This is a genomic window from uncultured Rhodoblastus sp. (assembly GCF_903903185.1).
GTDB lineage: Bacteria > Pseudomonadota > Alphaproteobacteria > Rhizobiales > Beijerinckiaceae > Rhodoblastus.
Map to the genome: position 1 here is coordinate 1 of NZ_CAIUXT010000072.1, position 16,050 is coordinate 16,050.

At 62.7% G+C, this 16,050-nt stretch carries 18 protein-coding genes and 1 tRNA gene; 6 read left to right on the forward strand and 13 right to left on the reverse strand.

Annotation, left to right across the window (positions count from 1 at the left end):
* Window positions 1-287, forward strand: a 287-nt coding sequence (locus QZY01_RS06520; protein WP_294534855.1) for a hypothetical protein, incomplete at its 5' end; no start/stop codon positions are given.
* An 84-nt stretch (window positions 288-371) separates the two neighbouring features.
* On the opposite strand, the gene QZY01_RS06525 is transcribed toward QZY01_RS06520, so the two are convergent.
* The 3 genes from QZY01_RS06525 to QZY01_RS06535 all read right to left on the reverse strand — a co-directional run bounded on the left by QZY01_RS06525 (window position 372) and on the right by QZY01_RS06535 (window position 3,134).
* Window positions 372-938, reverse strand: coding sequence for a hypothetical protein (locus QZY01_RS06525; protein ID WP_294534858.1), 567 nt, complete (start codon window positions 936-938; stop codon window positions 372-374).
* Window positions 939-1,453: 515 nt separating this feature from the next.
* Complete coding sequence (locus QZY01_RS06530) at window positions 1,454-3,034, reverse strand: DUF6538 domain-containing protein (protein ID WP_342394881.1); 1,581 nt, start codon at window positions 3,032-3,034, stop codon at window positions 1,454-1,456.
* Window positions 3,035-3,059: 25 nt separating this feature from the next.
* Window positions 3,060-3,134, reverse strand: a tRNA-Val gene (locus tag QZY01_RS06535).
* A gap of 223 nt (window positions 3,135-3,357) precedes the next feature.
* Here QZY01_RS06535 and QZY01_RS06540 point away from each other — a divergent pair.
* Window positions 3,358-3,975, forward strand: coding sequence for a L,D-transpeptidase (locus QZY01_RS06540; protein WP_294534864.1), 618 nt, complete (start codon window positions 3,358-3,360; stop codon window positions 3,973-3,975).
* A 119-nt stretch (window positions 3,976-4,094) separates the two neighbouring features.
* A complete protein-coding gene (locus tag QZY01_RS06545; protein ID WP_294534866.1) occupies window positions 4,095-6,233 on the forward strand; it encodes a caspase family protein in 2,139 nt (712 codons plus the stop codon).
* Between the two features lie 377 nt (window positions 6,234-6,610).
* Here QZY01_RS06545 and QZY01_RS06550 read toward each other — a convergent pair whose 3' ends face one another.
* The 4 genes from QZY01_RS06550 to moaA all read right to left on the reverse strand — a co-directional run bounded on the left by QZY01_RS06550 (window position 6,611) and on the right by moaA (window position 9,780).
* Window positions 6,611-7,417 (reverse strand): DNA-binding domain-containing protein, encoded by an 807-nt coding sequence (locus QZY01_RS06550; protein ID WP_294534869.1) that lies wholly within the window; start codon window positions 7,415-7,417, stop codon window positions 6,611-6,613.
* The gene (locus QZY01_RS06555; RefSeq protein WP_294534872.1) at window positions 7,414-8,265 is read right to left on the reverse strand and encodes a DUF692 domain-containing protein; all 852 of its coding nucleotides are present in this window, start codon (window positions 8,263-8,265) and stop codon (window positions 7,414-7,416) included. The genes QZY01_RS06550 and QZY01_RS06555 overlap by 4 nt, the downstream gene beginning before the upstream one ends.
* A 66-nt stretch (window positions 8,266-8,331) precedes the next feature.
* Entirely contained in the window at window positions 8,332-8,592 is a 261-nt protein-coding gene (locus tag QZY01_RS06560; protein WP_294534875.1) for a hypothetical protein, read from the reverse strand.
* A 141-nt stretch (window positions 8,593-8,733) separates the two neighbouring features.
* Window positions 8,734-9,780, reverse strand: coding sequence for a GTP 3',8-cyclase MoaA (gene moaA / locus QZY01_RS06565; protein WP_294534878.1), 1,047 nt, complete (start codon window positions 9,778-9,780; stop codon window positions 8,734-8,736).
* A gap of 73 nt (window positions 9,781-9,853) precedes the next feature.
* Here moaA and QZY01_RS06570 point away from each other — a divergent pair, with 73 nt between their 5' ends.
* Genes QZY01_RS06570 through QZY01_RS06580 form a run of 3 tightly spaced genes read left to right on the forward strand, consistent with a single transcriptional unit; the run spans window position 9,854 to window position 11,224 of the window.
* Window positions 9,854-10,213, forward strand: coding sequence for a DUF971 domain-containing protein (locus QZY01_RS06570; protein WP_294534880.1), 360 nt, complete (start codon window positions 9,854-9,856; stop codon window positions 10,211-10,213).
* Between the two features lie 22 nt (window positions 10,214-10,235).
* Window positions 10,236-10,994 carry an adenosylcobinamide-GDP ribazoletransferase gene (gene cobS / locus QZY01_RS06575; protein WP_294534883.1) on the forward strand — a complete coding sequence of 253 codons (759 nt, stop codon included), beginning with the start codon at window positions 10,236-10,238 and terminating at the stop codon, window positions 10,992-10,994.
* Window positions 10,991-11,224 carry a DUF1289 domain-containing protein gene (locus QZY01_RS06580; protein WP_294534886.1) on the forward strand — a complete coding sequence of 78 codons (234 nt, stop codon included), beginning with the start codon at window positions 10,991-10,993 and terminating at the stop codon, window positions 11,222-11,224. The genes cobS and QZY01_RS06580 overlap by 4 nt, the downstream gene beginning before the upstream one ends.
* On the opposite strand, the gene QZY01_RS06585 is transcribed toward QZY01_RS06580, so the two are convergent.
* From QZY01_RS06585 to QZY01_RS06610, 6 genes are all read right to left on the reverse strand, one after another.
* Window positions 11,201-11,362 carry a Flp family type IVb pilin gene (locus QZY01_RS06585; RefSeq protein WP_294534888.1) on the reverse strand — a complete coding sequence of 54 codons (162 nt, stop codon included), beginning with the start codon at window positions 11,360-11,362 and terminating at the stop codon, window positions 11,201-11,203. The genes QZY01_RS06580 and QZY01_RS06585 overlap by 24 nt on opposite strands.
* 74 nt (window positions 11,363-11,436) lie before the next feature.
* The gene (dusA, locus tag QZY01_RS06590; RefSeq protein ID WP_294534891.1) at window positions 11,437-12,462 is read right to left on the reverse strand and encodes a tRNA dihydrouridine(20/20a) synthase DusA; all 1,026 of its coding nucleotides are present in this window, start codon (window positions 12,460-12,462) and stop codon (window positions 11,437-11,439) included.
* Between the two features lie 106 nt (window positions 12,463-12,568).
* Entirely contained in the window at window positions 12,569-13,486 is a 918-nt protein-coding gene (locus QZY01_RS06595) for a heme-binding protein (protein ID WP_294534894.1), read from the reverse strand.
* A gap of 63 nt (window positions 13,487-13,549) precedes the next feature.
* Entirely contained in the window at window positions 13,550-14,557 is a 1,008-nt protein-coding gene (locus tag QZY01_RS06600) for a sugar phosphate isomerase/epimerase family protein (RefSeq protein ID WP_294534897.1), read from the reverse strand.
* Window positions 14,558-14,559: 2 nt separating this feature from the next.
* Window positions 14,560-15,513, reverse strand: a complete 954-nt coding sequence (gene iolE, locus QZY01_RS06605) for a myo-inosose-2 dehydratase (protein WP_294534901.1) — start codon at window positions 15,511-15,513, stop codon at window positions 14,560-14,562.
* 66 nt (window positions 15,514-15,579) lie between these two features.
* A complete protein-coding gene (locus tag QZY01_RS06610) occupies window positions 15,580-16,050 on the reverse strand; it encodes a hypothetical protein (protein WP_294534903.1) in 471 nt (156 codons plus the stop codon).

Sequence of the window (16,050 nt, forward strand, 5' to 3'; positions counted from 1 at the left end):
CACAAAACTGCCACACATCGTCGGAAAAATCGTTCGACGGGAATCTGGCTCCGGGGAACCGTATGGCAATTTCGAATGAGGGTTCCGCGCAATTTTGTGGGAACGGTGGGGCGAGAATTCCGACTTGTGGAAAAGCACAAGGATCGCCTCGCGGCCTCATCCAACGCGCCTGTGACGTGGATGAGTTCAAGACGGAGACCTACCTGACGGTTGTGGGTCGCTTCATTCGAATCCGGGCATCGCTGGACGAGTTTAGAGACGTCCTGACTGAAGGACAGGAGCGTTGAAATCGCATAATCAAAAAAACGGCGGCCATGGGCAAGGGAGTCGGATGACTCCCTTAATTTGTTCGGGACAAAGGCCTGTCCAAGTCAGCGACGTGGATGCGTATATTGGGACGAAACAGATTGAGACCTGCGTTTCTCCCGAGCCATAGTTAATGGGCGTGTCCTTGCAATAGATTCCGACTTAGGCATGTGCTTGTTTAAAATGTTAATAATAGCAGCAAGCGCAGGATTCAATTGTGGGAACAGTTTAAGCGTTTCTCCTTTTACGCTGTCCTCGTCACTCGTCTGCTCGTATAACGCATCGACGATTTCAAATATACAAGTGATATCATAATTATTGCTTACGACTTTCCAAGGAAGCGTCGCAAGAGCGGTATTAAGCAGAAGCATGTTTCGCGTGCCGTTGGTCTCACGAAATATGTCGTTTTTTGCCGGTTTAAGCTTACTGAAATGAATCGGCACTGCGAATGCCGCGTATGTTTTTTTTCTCTTTTTCGAAAATGCGGGAGAGAAGATATCTCTGCTCAACCGCCATTCCAGATTCAAACGTTTTAGCTCGCGAGTGAGTTCTATTCTCCAGCCCCCCTCGGTTCCCTGTGTGTTGTGTCGCTTTGCGCCAACCGGCTTCTTCGAGTCAACGGATCGTCTCATACCAACTCTCCTCGCGAATTAATGACTGACTGGACAGTCGATAATTAAAAATACCCCTAAAATATCGATTTGTCAAGTGTTGGCTCGATTTCGATCAAATTTGTCGATGCATAAAGGTGCCATACACAAATATATGTAAACAATTCGGCATGAAAGATGTGAACATTTTTGCGTTGATGTCCGTAGAAATTAACCATTTTTCAACGCTAATTGCCTGACAATCGGTAAACAATATATGTGTTTACATGCGACGTCGTCGATGCACGGCTTGAAATTTATTGTGGAATTTGGAAGCACCCCGATTTGGGGGGATCATAAAACGCGCTGAAAACACCCCACCGGGATACGACATCATCGGGAGTCATCACAGCGGAACAACAGCTTATCCGCCCATGCTCAGCGCGTTCATCCCGCCGCCAGCCGCCACGACAGCCCCGTAGCAGCCCCCCTCGCACATCAACTGGCGTAGCTTCACGATGTTGGGAAAGCGTGTTCCGGCTTCCGGGGTGCCCTGATCAACGGCTCAAATGCCCCAAGCAAAGTGTTTGATATTCCACTTGCTTTATAGCGTCCAACAACGCCGCCGCCGGATACCCGCGCCCATAATTTTCCGCCGTGGCGTCGCCATCGCCATTCTCGTTTGCCCATCCGCCGAGCGCATATGTGATATCTTTTGGTATCCGGGCTTCTCGGAGGGCATCACGAAAATTATGTCGGAAGCTATGGAACGACGTTCGTGGCCGCTTCGCCCCCGCTTTTTCGAGGAAACGCGCGAACCACTTGGAGAAGTTGTCGCTGTAATATCCCGTCGACGCCAACGAGAGTTCTGGAAAGAGCTTTCCTTGACCACTCCCTCGGCGCTCCGCAAGGTGTTCATTGAAGCCGAATTCCAAGAGCTTCGGATGGACAGGGATAATCCGCTCGGCGTTTTCGGTCTTCAATTTTTTCCCGGTAGCCGCGCCAGCCGTTTCCGTGGTGACCACGAAACATTCAATGCCAACAATCGTGCGCACATCCGCGACATCGAGTTGACAAATCTCATTCAATCGCATGCCGGAGAAAAGACCAATCAACGGGACCCAAAAACGCCCGCGACGTGGATGGTTTTCACCCGGACTGGCATATCCTGCCTCATCATCAACGCATCCTCGAAAAAGCGGCGCGCTGAAAATCCCAGTCAATTGTTCGGTCGAAAAAGGCTTACGCTTGTCTTTTTTCCGCACTGGATCGACGACCCTGAGTCCGCGCGCTGGATTTTTGGAAATGATGCCCTCGTTTTCGGCCCAGTTGAATAGGGCGGAAAGCACTACGAGGTGAAGGTTTACCGTGGTTGGACTCATCGGGGCGAGACCTTCCGCCTTGGCTCGTTCGACGACGGCTTTCCCGCTTATGTTCCCATAACGCTTCACGGCATTGGGCGGCATCGACCGCAGCGTTTCGAGGACACGACGACAGTCATCGCGGGTTACTGAGGCAATCGGGGCGGATTCGCCTACGAGTTCGGCCAGACGATTATATATTGAGCGGTAGGCAAGCAGTGTTTTGGCGGAGCGGTGCGCTGCCGGATCGTCGACGAATCGTTGGTATATATCCTTCAGCGTCAATACCGGCTGGACCGGTCGGACAGGCTGAGGCGGCATGATCGGCTGAGGCGAAGTCGCAGCCTCTTGGCGTGGTGCGACGGTTTCTTGTCGCCTCACCGAAACAGTTTCGCACTCGGGGACAAATGGTTGAGGCATTGAGGCTCCCGTCCCCTGCCCTCCCCGGAACATTTGCTCGATCTCAAACGCGACGATCCGCGCCCGACGGATGGCGTCACGATAATCCGAGGTTTGAAGCGACCGGTAGACCAATTCTCGCCCCACCGTTCCCACAAAATTGCGCGGAACCCTCATTCGAAATTGCCATACGGTTCCCCGGAGCCAGATTCCCGTCGAACGATTTTTCCGACGATGTGTGGCAGTTTTGTGTGGCAGGGTTGTGTGGCAGTCTGGGCGAGTGTTTTCCCCACGGTTACAAACACTTATGGCCGATTCGGCGTCCTCAATGTGTGGCGCCGTTGTGCGACAGTCTTGTGTGACTGTAGCTGAAATCATTGTGAATTCAGATGGTTGTGAAAAATGGTGGGCGATATAGGGATCGAACCTATGACCCCACCCGTGTGAAGGGTGTGCTCTCCCGCTGAGCTAATCGCCCGGACGTCAGGGATTTTTCGATTAATCCGCATCGTCGGAGGCCCTGTTTAGAAAACCCGCGCCGCCGCGTCAAGGCGTTCGCGCCGCCGCCGGGGTTATTCGAGGTTCACCACGGCGGCAAAAAATTTTGCCAGGGAGTCCTTTTGTGGCGAAAATGCGTTAAGGAATCGGTCGGCGGCACGGGACGGGCCGTCTGAAAATCGGGTGAAGCGGGAGCTAATCGCATGGTGGGTCGCAATTCGCTTTTTGGTTGGCGCCTTTCGTTTGGCGCCGGTCCAGTCAAAGCCTTGGCGCTGGCTGGCCTTTGCCTTTTATCCGCCGCCCCGGCGCGCGCGGATATCTTCTCCGACATTTTTGGCGGCGGGCGCCCGCTCTCGCGCGAGGGACGCCCGCTCGCCGGCGGCATTCCGCGCGAGACCGTGGCCTATTCGGGCCGTGAAGGCGCCGGGTCCATCGTCGTCGCCACCTCCGAGCGCCGGCTCTATTACGTGCTCGGCGACGGGCAGGCGCTGCGCTATGGCGTCGGCGTCGGGCGGCCCGGCTTCGAATGGTCGGGCGCGCATCATGTCACCGCCAAGCGCGAATGGCCGGACTGGACGCCGCCGGCCCAGATGATCGCGCGCCGCCCCGACCTGCCGCGCCATATGGAAGGGGGGATAAAAAATCCGCTCGGCGCGCGGGCGATCTATATCGGCGGCACCCTTTACCGCATTCACGGCTCCAACGAGCCGGAAACCATCGGCCAGGCGGTGTCCTCCGGCTGCATCCGGATGACCAATAACGACGTAATCGATCTCTACGACCGGGTCAGGATCGGCGCGCGGGTGGTCGTCCAGCGCTGACAAGGCCAAAATCGCCGGCGGCGATCGTTCAGCCGGCGTTCAGCCGCGCGCCCGCCAGATAGGCGCCGCGCAGCGGATTTTTCGCGCCGCGAAGCGTGGCATCGCCCAAAAGGAACTGCATGACGCGCCAGGCCCGCTTTTACGGATCGGCCCGCTTTTTCGCCGCCGTCCTGATGGTTGGCGCGCTCACGGCGGGCCGGCAACAAATCTCGGCGCAGCCGGCGTCGGCGACCTCATCGCGCCTCGCGCTGGTGATCGGCGAGGCAGGATACAAGAATGGCCCCCTGTCCTCGGCGGCCAATGACGCCGGCCTGATCGCCGACACATTGCAGAAGGCGGGATTCGACGTCACCGGCGCCGCCGATCTCGACCAGAACGGTTTGCGCCTCACGTTGCGCGATTTCGTCGACAAGGCCTCGATCGCCGGTCCCAACGCCATGGTCTTCATCTATCTGGCCGGCCGGGGCGTGCAATATGAGGGCGAGAATTACCTCGCGCCCGTCGATGCGGTCATTCCCCGCGCCGTCAATGTGCCGCTGGAGGCGGTGCGGCTGCGCGATTATCTGCAACCGCTGTCGCAAATGCCGCTCAAGGCGCGGGTCATCGTGCTCGACGCGGCGCGCATCAATGCTTTCGCGCAAGATGGCGCGCCGCTGGCCGGCGGCCTTGCTCTGGTCGAACCCGAGCCGGGCGAATTGATCGCCTTCAACGCCGCGCCGGGTTCGGTGGCGCCCGCCGAGACCGGCCCCTATGGCGTCTATGCCCAGGCGCTGAGCGAAATGCTGCGCGAAGGCGGCCTGCCGCTCGACGCGGCTTTCGCCCGCACGAGGCTTCGGGTTTCCGAACGGACCAGAGGCGCGCAGGTTCCGTGGAGCGAATCGAAAATTTTGCCGGCGCCGGCGCTGTTCGCCCGCGCCCCCGGCGCGCCGCCGCCCGCCGTCGCGTTCGAGACCCAGGCCAACATGCGCGCCCGGCCGATCCGTGATTTTCCGGTCGATCAGGCCTATGGCGCGGCGCTCGAACAGGACACGCTTTCAGCTTACGTCGATTTCCTCAACGCCTATCCCAATTCCGCCTATGCCGAGCGCGCGCGCGCCATGCTGGCGCTGCGCCGCGAGGCGGTGACGTGGCGGCGCGCGTGGCTCGCCAATATGCCCGGCGCCTACTGGACCTATCTGCAATTTTATCCGCGCGGGCCGCACGCCGAGGACGCCCGCCGCCGCCTCGGTCTGCTCAACGTCGCGCTGTTGCCGCCGCCGCGTTTCGACGCTTACGCTTTCGACGTTCCGCCGCCGGCCGACGCGGAGGAGATCTATTTCAACCGGCCCTATGTGGTGTTCGACGATCCGGCCTGGGGCGCGCCGCCGCCGATGACCTATCTGTTGCCCGAGCGCCCGTTCCTGGTCGAGCGCGCGCCTCCCGCGCCGCCCTATGCCGGATTGCTGCCGCTGGTCGCGGCGCCGCTGCTTTTCGCCATTCCCGCCGTCCGGCAGGGGATTTTTCATGCGCCCGCCGCCGTCACGGCGCAGCAGCCCGGCGCCGACGCCTGGTACAGCAGCCGTAATGGCAAGCCGCCCGGCGCGGCGCCTGCGACGCCCGGCGCGCCCAGCGGAAAGCCTTTGCCGCCTGGTCCGCAGCGACAAAACGCCGCCCCTCCAAGCCCGGGCAAGTCCCCCGGGACGCCCTTGCCGCATCAGGCCAGTGCGCCCGGCGCGGCGCCGGTTGGAACGCCGGGCGGCGCTGCCTTGCCGCATGGCCCGCAGCCCCCTAAAGCCGCGCCGCCCGCCGTGACGCCCCTGCCCCACCCGGCGAATGCGACCGGATCAGCGCCCGCGCCTCAAGCCCCAAAAGCCCGCAAAGCCCCGAAAGCTCCAATTGCCGCTCCACCGGGCGGGACGGTCTTGCCCCATACGGCAAATGCGCCCAATGCACCGCCCGGCCGAGCGACCTTGCCGCGGGCCCCGCAGGCCCCGAACGCCGCGCCTCCCGGCGGGCAGCGCCCAGCCGTCGCGCCGGTTCCCCATGGGGCGCCGCCGCATCCGGATGCGCCCAGGCCGCAAGCGGAGCCTCAGCGTCCTCAGACGCCTCGTCCAGCGGCCGCGCCGCCGACGCCGCCTCCCGCCGCGCCGCCTGCCGCCGCGCCGCATCCTGCTGCTCCGCCCCAGCCCGGTCCGCCGAAACTCGAACCTCCACATGGCGCGCCGTCCCAGCAGCAGCGTCCCCGTTGCGGCACGGCCGGCGAAGCGCCCTGCCGTTGAGTTTTGGGTTTTGGGGCAAAAAACGCCCGTTGCGTCTCCCGCGCCGGGCGTTTTTTCGCTGCATGCGCTTTCATCTCGATCTCGATGCGCGGGACCTGTGGAGACACATTCGCGCCGTTACGCTATCACGAATCGCGGCGCAGCAGCCGCTGCGACCAGCCGCATAGGGGTAATACCCTCGACCCTTGAAAAGGACCGAGGGTATCCGCTCCGACTGGAGCGGCGCCAGCGGGCGCCGGTAGCGCGTTGCAAGCAAAGGCCGATGGTATAAAGCCGCATGGAGCCGCAATGACGGTCATCCGCCAATTTGCGCCGTTCGTCGGCGTGAACCCGGTTCGGGTCTCGACCGCCCAGACTCCCCCCTTTGACGGCTGGCGTCACTCCCGATGCGCCGCCGCCGCGACGATCAATCCGTCGGAAAACCAGTTGGCGAGAAATTGCGCCGCCATTGCGGCGAGATCTGCTTCCCCTTCGCCGGGCCGCGAAAAGGCCAGAGCCGCGCAGATGTCGCCGAAGGGTTTGCCGCCAAAAGCCTCGCGCAAGGCCATAGCCTCCAACTCGGCCAGCAGACGATAGCGGACCTCCAGCCCGTCGCGCCAGACCAGTATGACGCCTTGCGCATCGCCGAAAGCCGCCGGATTGAAGTCGGCGATTTCCGCTTGCGCGGCCTCGTAACAGCGTAATGCCGCGACGGGCGCGTCGACCAGAACGACGGTAGGATGAAAGCCAAAGCACAGGCGCGGCCAGTCTTCCGGCGGCGCGGCGCCCAAGCGATCGACCGGCAGAGTCGCCGCGTCGGCGGCGTCGAAGCTGCGCGCCAGCGCTTCCTCCAGCGCCGCCAGTCCGCAGATGAACCCGTCCCCGGCGAAGGGCGGGGTCTGGCTCAGGAATTCCGGCAGTCCGGCGCCGAACCAGCGCGCGTTGCGATGGCGCGACGGGCGCGCCTCGATATAGGTCTCGACAATGGCGCCGAAAACCTCGTCGCCCAAAGCCTCGCGCAGCACCGGATAATCATGGCTCAGGAATTCCGCCATGCGCAGGCGAAAACCGTCGTGATAGACCGCGAAGCGTTCTTCGATGTTTTTACCCCGCGTGGGAGGATTCAACCGCGCCAAGAACACCGAGTCCGGCGTTTCGGCCAGCACATTGGCCTGAAACAGAGCCTGGATTTGCGCGAGGTTCATGCCGGCTCCGGCTCAAGGTGTTCGACGCGCTCGACCCGCGCGGCGATGTCGCGCATATGATCGAGTTCCGCGAGCAAATCGGCGAAGGGCGGAAACGCGTCGTCGCGCTCGATCATCGCCGGGATGGCGCCGAATTTTTTCCGCACATGAGCGAACAGCGACCAGACCTCATCGCAGACCGGCTGGTCGTGGGTGTCGATCTTGTGGGTTTCGAGCGAGGTGTGGCCGGCGAGGTGAATTTGCGCCACGCGGTCCTTGGGCAGCGCGCCGAAATATTTTTCGGCGTCGAAACCGTGGTTGAAGCTGGAGACGAACACGTTATTGACGTCAAGCAGCAGCAGGCAGTCGGCGCGCGCCGCCAGTTCGGCGAGAAACGCCGCCTCGCTCATGTCGGCGCCGGCGAAGGCGACATAAGTGGAAGGGTTTTCCAGCGCGATGCGGCGGCCGAGAAATTCCTGCACGCGGGCGACGCGGGCGACGCAATGGTCGAGCGCCTCGCTGGTCAGCGGCACGGGAAGCAGATCGTGAAGATTGAAACCCTTGACGCCGGTCCAGGCGAGATGGTCGGAGACCAGTTCGGGCTCGACCCGCGCGGCGAGATTTTTCAGCGCGCGCAGATAGTCGAAATCGAGCGGATCGGTCGAGGCGATCGACAGCGATACGCCATGCATGCGCAACGGATAATCGGCGCGGATGCGATCCAGCATGGCGAGCGGACGCCCGCCCGGAACCATGTAATTTTCGGACAGGATTTCGAACCAGTCGACCGGCTGCGGGGCGCCTAGAATTTCCGGATAATAGACCGCCCGGAGGCCCAGCCCGAAACCCTGCGCTCTGTCGATCAACATCCAGGCCTCCGGAACCTTGAAAAAGCCCCCTCCCCGCGACCGGCGGGAAGGGAGTTGCAGAAAAAATCAGCCTTCGACCTTGCCGCCGGCCTTGGTGCAGGCCGAAACCGATTTCTTCGGCAGCCAGCCCATGCCCTTGCAGGAATTCTGGCCCTTGCAGGCGTTGCTGGCGGTCTTGCAGGAACTGGTTCCCTTGCAGGAATTGATGCCGACGCAATGAACCGGGGCCTTGCTGGCTTGCGCAGAGGTGGTCAGGCCGGCGCCGGAAACGGCGAGAGCAATGGCGGCGGCGGCAAGGCTGGCGCCGGAAACGATTTTCATCTGCATCGGTAACTCCCTGAGGAAATGGCTCTTGGGCAAGAGCGTCGAGTCAGGCCGTCGCGGCCTGCAAAGGGGTTACGAGGCCCTTGGCGAATGGTTACAGGCGAGGTGAAAATATTTCGGCAGGCGGCGATCGGAGGGAGAAATTCAGCCGCCGGTGAGGCTCATCGGGCGGCGCGCGGGGGCCATCCGGCCGGCCTTCTGGGCGACGAAATCATGGCCGCGCGGCTTGCGGAAAATCGCCTCGTCAAGCGCCGCGTGGAGCTTTGCGTCGTCCGGCGAGGCGCGCAACGGGGCGCGCAGGTCTGCCTTGTCCTCCTGGCCGAGGCACAGGTAGAGCATGCCCGTGCAGGTCACGCGCACGCGGTTGCAGCTGTCGCAAAAATCATGGCTCAGCGGCGTGATGAAGCCGACGCGGCCTCCGGTTTCCGAGACATCGAAATAACGCGCCGGCCCGCCGCTGGCGAAAGCCGAAGGGGTCAAGGTCAGCTTGCGCGACAAGGCGGCGGCGACCTCGTCGAGGGGCAGAAAATTTTCGATATTTTGCGCGGCGTCCTCGCCGAGCGGCATGGCCTCGATGAAGGAAATCTCCATGCCGCGCCCATGCGCCCATTCGGTCAGGCCTAAAAATTCGCCGTCATTGGCGCCCTTGAGCGCCACGCAATTGATTTTCACCCGCAAGCCCGCCTTTTGCGCGGCGTCTATGCCGGCCATGACCCGGGCGTGGTCGCCCCAGCGGGTGATGGTGCGAAATTTTTCGGCGTCGAGCGTATCGAGCGAGACATTGATCCGACGCACGCCGCAATCGGCCAGTTCACCCGCGAAGCGCGCCAGCTGCGCGCCATTGGTGGTCAGGGTCAGTTCATTCAGGCCGGCGCCCAGATGGCGCGACAGGCCGCGAAACAATTGCATAACATTGCGCCGCACCAGAGGCTCACCGCCGGTCAGCCTGATCTTGCCGACGCCGCGCGCGATGAAGGCCGCGCAGAGCCGCTCCAGCTCCTCCAGCGTCAAGAGATCTGACTTGGGCAGGAAATGCATGTTTTCCGACATGCAATAGACGCAGCGAAAGTCGCAGCGGTCGGTGACCGAAACGCGGATATAATCGACGCGGCGGGCGAAGGCGTCGACCAACGGCGTCCTTGCCGGAAAAGCCGCGTTCGGAGACTGGTTTTCTGGATCGTTCGGGCGCATAGAACCAATATAGGCGATTTGCGCGCGGCGAACAGGATATCGCGCGCAGGAAACTTTTTATGAGGAGCGGCGCGTGGCGGGGGAAGATCATTGGCCGACGGCGATCCGGCTCGCCGACCAGGGCAAAACGCTGAATATCGACTTCGAAAGCGGCGAAAATTTTTCGCTTCCGGCGGAATTCCTGCGCGTCAGCAGCCCGAGCGCCGAGGTTCAGGGCCATGACCCGAGCCAGAGAATCACCGTGCCGGGCAAGAAAAACGTCGCCATCGCCAGTGTCGAGCCGGTGGGCAATTACGCCGTGCGGCTCGCCTTCGACGACGGCCACGGCAGCGGCTTTTACACATGGACCTATCTCCACGAACTCGGCGCCCGGCAGGCGGAGCTTTGGGCGGCCTATCTCGATGATCTGGCGGCCAAGAAACTTCAACGCTGAACAAGGCGTCAATGGAACTGGCATGAACTGGAAACAGGATCTCGTCGCCTGTCTGGGCTTTTTTTCCCGCCTGCCGCTGCCGCACGCGCCGGGCGCGGCGGATTTTCCGCGCCCGCTGCGGCTCGCCCCGCTCGCCGGCGCCCTGCTCGGCCTCGCTTCGGCGATCCCCTTCGGCCTTGCCCTTCATTTCAACCAGCCGCCGGCGGTCGCCGCCCTGCTCGCGCTGGCGACGGCGACGCTGTTGTCCGGCGGCCTGCATGAGGACGGGCTGGCCGATGTCGCCGATGGTTTCGGCGGCGGCTTTTCGCGCCAAAGCAAGCTCGAAATCATGCGCGACAGCCGCATCGGCGCTTTTGGCGCCTCGGCGCTGATCTTGAGCTTCGGCCTGCGCGCCGCCGCCCTCGCCGCCCTTGCGGCGACGCCGGGCCGCGCCGTCGCCGTGCTGGCGGCGGCGGGCGCGTTGTCGCGGCTTTGCTGCCTCGCGCCGCTGCTGCTGCTGGCGCCGGCGCGCGCCGACGGAGCCGGACGGGCGGCGGCGCTGACGGTTGAACAAGCGAAGCCGGCGCTGACGCTGGCGCTGGCTTTTTCGCTGCTGCCCTGGTTCGCCGGCTTTACGCTGGCGACCGCGCTCGCCGCGCCGGTTCTGGCGGGGGGCGTAGTCTGGGGCTTTTGCCAATTCGCACGGGCTCAGATCGGCGGCCAGACCGGCGATGTCGCCGGCGCGGCGCAACAGATTTCCGAGATCGCCGTCCTGATGGTCTACGCCGGGGCGGCCGTATGAAGGTGGACAATAAAGTGGGCCAGAATCCGCACAAATATCTGGAAACAACCAGTTCGCCCTGCACCGGCCTGTGCCGGATCGACGAAATTTCCGGCCTTTGCGTCGGCTGCGGCCGCACCAGAGCCGAAATCGCCGGCTGGCGGGCGATGAGCGAGCCTGAGCGGCGCGCGATCATGGCCGTTCTGGCGCGGCGGACCGGTCGCGGTTCAGTTCAGGGCGCTGCTGATTGACGGGAACTTGCCGGCGACCTGCGAGCCGATCGAACTGAAGGCGGCGATCAGGCCGGTCGAGACCATCCCGCTGATCAAGGCATATTCGAGCGCTGTCGCGCCGCCTCGATCCATCCAGAAAAGCCGGAGCCGCCGCATCGATCCTCCTCTTGTTGCGAAAACCTGACATGGATTGACGAAGGACAGGTTAGCCCGCCGCCGGCCTTTGGGCCTCACGCAGGTAAGCAAGTGTCGCATTGTGCGACAGGCGCCGCATCCACCAGTTGCAGCGCCTCCTCCACCGTGCGCGCGTCGGCGCCCCTGCGCACCGCAAAAGTCGCGAGATGGCGGCGGAAGGCGCGGGCGCCGGGGCGCCCGGCGAAAAGACCGAGCATGTGCCGCGTCATGTCGGCCAGCCGGACGCCTTCGGTCATTTTCCGCTCGATATAGGGCAGGAAAGCCAGCGTCGCGGCGTGCGAACTGGCGAAAGGCGCCAGCGCGCCGAAAATTTGCGGATCGACCTCCTGCAGCATCGACAGGTTGTGATAGGCGGCGCGGCCGACCATCGCGCCATCGACGAAGGCGAGTTGCTCCATGGCCAGATCGAGCGTGTCGATCCCGCCATTGATGGCGATCGGCAAGGCGGGAAAGGCCCGCTTCAGTTCATGGACCAGCGGATAATCGAGCGGCGGAATATCCCGGTTTTCCTTGGGCGACAGGCCTTTGAGCCAGGCTTTTCGCGCATGGACGATAAAGGCGTCGGCGCCGGCGGCGATACAGGCGCGCGTCAGCGCGAACAAAGCCTCGCGCGGCTCCTGGTCGTCGACGCCGATGCGGCATTTGACGGTCACCGGCAGGTCCGCCGCTTCCTTCATCGCCCTGACGCAGCGGGCGACGAGCAAGGGCTCGCGCATCAGGCAGGCGCCGAAAGCGCCATTCTGCACGCGGTCCGACGGACAGCCGACATTGAGATTGATTTCGGCATAGGAAAATTCGGCGCAAATGCGCGCGGCCTGCGCGAGGTCCGCCGGATCGGAGCCGCCAAGCTGCACGGCAAGGGGATGTTCGCTCGCCTCATGGCCGAGCAGGCGCTCGCGGTCGCCGTGAATGATCGCCGCCGCGGTCACCATTTCCGAATAAAGCCGGGCATGACGCGAATGCAGCCGCGCCAGCGCGCGATAATGGCGGTCGGTCCATTCCATCATCGGAGCGATGCTGAATCGCCAGGTTTTTGGCTGTGTGTCTGCCTGCGGATGCATGCGGTTCGTCTACAGGCATTTTTCGGCATTGCCAAATAGCCGGCCGGCGAGCCGCGCGAAATCATCGACGCGGACCGGCGTTACCCCTTTTCCGAAACTCTCGTTATCAGAAAGCTTTGGTAAGGGTCCCCACCGTTATGTGCGGGAAGCTGAGGCCTTTGAAATTGATCAGGCCCGTCTGCGAATATTGCAGTTGCAGAAACTCGTCGCCATTGGCGTCGGTCACGCTTTCGATCGCGAAAACCGACTCCAGCGACAAGGTGTTGGCGTTGGTCGTGATGAACGGGATGTTGCCGATCGAACGGTCGTCGGGCGTCATGGTGATCAGCCGGGTGATCCAGTTCAGCACCTTGCCTTCGTCGTTGACCTGGCGCGCCAGCGTATCGCGCAACACCTGGTTGGGATCGTTGACGATCGCCTGGGTGATCTCGGGAGGAAGCGATTGGGAGCGATTCGGGGTCGCGATCGACAGGTCATATTGCGGAAAGGGGTTGGCGCTTCCCGGCGCCGGCGGCGTTCCGCCGATCGGGAAAGGAATGACGTTGGCCGGCGGAATCTCGGGAATGCGGTCGTATTGGGCCTGCTGCGTGAAGCCGACGGTGCAAAACGCATTGCCGTGCGGGATCGTCCCAAGGCGCGCGATGCTGGCGTCGGCCTTGGGATCGGTGGTCGCGGGAATGTTCAGCCACATTCCCGGTTCGATATGCAAGGCGCCGCCCGTCACCGCATCGGTCACCCGATGGAGATAGGTCACGCCAAAGATGGAGATGGCGCCCTGCACGCTGCCGCGATTAAGCACTGGCGAACCGATGGTGGTGATTTCCAGCGTTTCGCGCAGCAGGTTCAGCTGGAGAAACATGTCGTTATCGCCGCCCTCGAAATGCGGACGGGCGATGAGGCTGAAGCCGGTCCCCTCCCAATAGCCGGGCAGGTTCTTGAGCTCCCCCAATTGCTCGGCCAGGGTGGCCTGCGACTGCACGGCGCGAACGTGGGCGGTGCGTTTGGATGGGTCCGTATCGGTCATTGCCCTACCTTTCCGAGATTTCAAGCATGTTACCCCAGTCTGTCCTTTGGGCAATGCTGGCGATCAGGCGTATTCGGCTATTTTTGCGCGCAGAATTTCGATCCCGTCCTTCGCCACCTCATAGGCGCTGGCCACGCCGGCGACCGGCTGGTCTTCGCCCGGAATCCAGAATTTGCGCCGCGTCAGCCGCATCAGACGGTCGAAAGGCGGCACGGCGTTGAACACTTCGATCAGATAGGGACCGCTGAAGGCTTGCAGAAATTCCGGCATCAGCATGGCCCAGGGAATCCAGCTGTCCTTCAGCGCGCCGCGATCGGGCGGCGATATGTGGACATAGTGCAGGCGTCCATCTTTGCGCGCAGCCTTCACATTATCGCGAAAGGTCTCGGGACCGGTGCTGCCGAGGACGATATGCGCGGTGTCGAAGGTCGCCCCCACCTGAGCCAATTTGACACGGTCGGTAAAGGCGAGGACGTCCGACACCGTGTTGGGGCCCGGCGTTTCCCAATGATCGACGGGCTCGATCGCCAGCTTGACCTTTTGTTTGACGGCGAAATCGGCGAGTTCGTCGAACACGGCGACGGCATGGGGGTAACGCGGCGCCAGCCAGTCCTGCAAAGCGTCGCTCCACAGCGGATCGCCCGAGTCCAGCGTTGGAAACAGGCCGTAGGGATAGAGAAATGGCCCGGCCATGATCGTGTCGCCCTGATTCCCGTCGAGCACGCGGGTGATCTCGACTCGGGACTTGAGATAGGCCAGCGCCTGCCGGCGCTGTTCCGGGTAGGGCGAGGTCGGGTCGAAGGTGCTGGTCGCGCCGACATTGGTGGTAAAGCGCACGCCGTCGAGCCCTGCCCGGTCAAACGCCTCCCGCAGCCGCTTGTAATGGTCGATTTCGGCGCGGTGATCGAAGGTCTGAACGGGGGCGACCGGCAAGTCGAAGCCGGCATAGCCCAGCTCCCGCATTTTGTGGATATGACCGATCCACCTTTGCGCGGCCGAGTCATCACCCGGCTGCAGATTGGCTGTGAACATGAAAAAGCTCAGATAGATATCCCGTTGGGCTCCGCTCATTTTCACCACCCGAGCAAATGATGCAGATAGTCGCTGGCGATCTTGGCGTATTTGAGCGGGTTGGCCTTGGCCGGGTCCTGCTCCGCCTCCACCACCAGCCAGCCTTCGAATTTCGCGCCGGCCAGAATGTCGATCAACTCGGGGTAGGAGTTTATCGAGCCGTCCGGGTCGCCGGGCACGGTAAAGATCCCGGCCTCGATCCCCTGCTCGAACGACCAGCCTTTCGCATGAACTTCCTTGACCACTTTCTCGCGCATGTTCTTGAGGTGGACATGCTTGATCCGTGAAGCATGCTTTTTCGCAAGCGCGATGGGATCGCCGCCTGCGGCGGCGAGATGCGCAGTGTCGAGCAGCAGATGTACGACATCGGGGTCGGTCAGCGCCATCAGCCGGTCCACGCTTTCCGACCGCATCACGCCGGTGCCAAGGTGGTGGTGGTAGCAGAGCTTGCGACCGCGATTCTTGGCGAGGAGCCCGATTTCGTTCAACCCTTCGGCGAGCGCCTGCCACTGCGCGTTATCGAACACCGGGCAATTGGGAAACAGCGCCACCGGCAGGGGATTGACCGCATGGCCAAATTCCGCGACCACCAGATCGGCGCGACGCGGATCGTCCCACCCCGCCTCGAACTGCTCCATGAAATCCAGCTGCGCGCCGACCTTGTCGATGGTCTGCTGCTTCATCGCCTCGATGGTGAAATAGGTGCTGACCCAGGGCTCCGACACGCGCAGGTCGCGCAGGCGCAACGCCGCCTGCAACACCTTCGGATCGGTCGGATATTTGTGGCCGACGCTGCAGCCTTTAAAGCCGGCCAGCGCCATCTCGCTGACGCATTGCCCGAAGGGGATGCCGATGTCGATGGTCAAAAAGTCGTCATTCCACCAAAGCGTGGGCGTGACGCCCAGCCAGACCTTGTCCTTGGGCAGTTTGGGCGCTTTCGTAGTCATCGCGATCATCCTTGCTTGAAAGGCGGGTGCCCCCTGAGGGGAGTCGATGGCGGCCCGAAGGCCGCCAGCAGACGGCTAGAAGGAAGGAATGTTCGGCGGCAGCCTCCAGGATCCATAGCCGGGCGCTTTTGCCCCAGGCGGATGGGAGCCGATCGCCGGCCACAGCAGCCCTTCGACAAAGGCCGCGGGCGTCGGCACGAAAGCGTCGTTGCGCGCGGTCGGACCGAACTGCTCCTGCCAGGTCGAGGGCAAGGGATACCAGACGCCGATATACCAAAGCTTGACAATGGCGCGGGCCACCGGTCCGAGGCGTTCGCTGCCGAAAACCTCCAGCCTTAGCCGGTCGGTGCGCGCCGCGTCCGATCGTAGCGTGGCGATGGGCGCGAAAGCATCGAGCAAGGCGTCGGTGACGGCGGCGCCGACCAACCCGTCGATAGTGTCCAGATAAACGTCGGCAAGGCCCGTTCCCCAGATCTCCACTTTATTGAACGCGGTAATCTGCGCCGAAAAGGCGACGAAATTTTCAAGGCGCGGCGATGAGGTCAT

Excerpts from the sequence above, each read along its gene's own strand:
- QZY01_RS06545 (WP_294534866.1), top strand. The coding sequence starts at position 4,095 with ATGACGCGCCAGGCCCGCTTTTACGGATCGGCCCGCTTTTTCGCCGCC.
- QZY01_RS06585 (WP_294534888.1), bottom strand. The coding sequence starts at position 11,362 with ATGCGGCGGCTCCGGCTTTTCTGGATGGATCGAGGCGGCGCGACAGCG.
- QZY01_RS06525 (WP_294534858.1), bottom strand. The coding sequence starts at position 938 with ATGAGACGATCCGTTGACTCGAAGAAGCCGGTTGGCGCAAAGCGACAC.
- QZY01_RS06540 (WP_294534864.1), top strand. The coding sequence starts at position 3,358 with ATGGTGGGTCGCAATTCGCTTTTTGGTTGGCGCCTTTCGTTTGGCGCC.
- QZY01_RS06550 (WP_294534869.1), bottom strand. The coding sequence starts at position 7,417 with ATGAACCTCGCGCAAATCCAGGCTCTGTTTCAGGCCAATGTGCTGGCC.
- moaA (WP_294534878.1), bottom strand. The coding sequence starts at position 9,780 with ATGCGCCCGAACGATCCAGAAAACCAGTCTCCGAACGCGGCTTTTCCG.
- QZY01_RS06600 (WP_294534897.1), bottom strand. The coding sequence starts at position 14,557 with ATGAGCGGAGCCCAACGGGATATCTATCTGAGCTTTTTCATGTTCACA.
- iolE (WP_294534901.1), bottom strand. The coding sequence starts at position 15,513 with ATGATCGCGATGACTACGAAAGCGCCCAAACTGCCCAAGGACAAGGTC.
- QZY01_RS06555 (WP_294534872.1), bottom strand. The coding sequence starts at position 8,265 with ATGTTGATCGACAGAGCGCAGGGTTTCGGGCTGGGCCTCCGGGCGGTC.
- QZY01_RS06530 (WP_342394881.1), bottom strand. The coding sequence starts at position 3,034 with ATGATTTCAGCTACAGTCACACAAGACTGTCGCACAACGGCGCCACAC.
- cobS (WP_294534883.1), top strand. The coding sequence starts at position 10,236 with ATGAACTGGAAACAGGATCTCGTCGCCTGTCTGGGCTTTTTTTCCCGC.
- QZY01_RS06560 (WP_294534875.1), bottom strand. The coding sequence starts at position 8,592 with ATGCAGATGAAAATCGTTTCCGGCGCCAGCCTTGCCGCCGCCGCCATT.
- QZY01_RS06580 (WP_294534886.1), top strand. The coding sequence starts at position 10,991 with ATGAAGGTGGACAATAAAGTGGGCCAGAATCCGCACAAATATCTGGAA.
- QZY01_RS06595 (WP_294534894.1), bottom strand. The coding sequence starts at position 13,486 with ATGACCGATACGGACCCATCCAAACGCACCGCCCACGTTCGCGCCGTG.
- QZY01_RS06610 (WP_294534903.1), bottom strand. The coding sequence starts at position 16,050 with ATGACCTCATCGCCGCGCCTTGAAAATTTCGTCGCCTTTTCGGCGCAG.
- dusA (WP_294534891.1), bottom strand. The coding sequence starts at position 12,462 with ATGCATCCGCAGGCAGACACACAGCCAAAAACCTGGCGATTCAGCATC.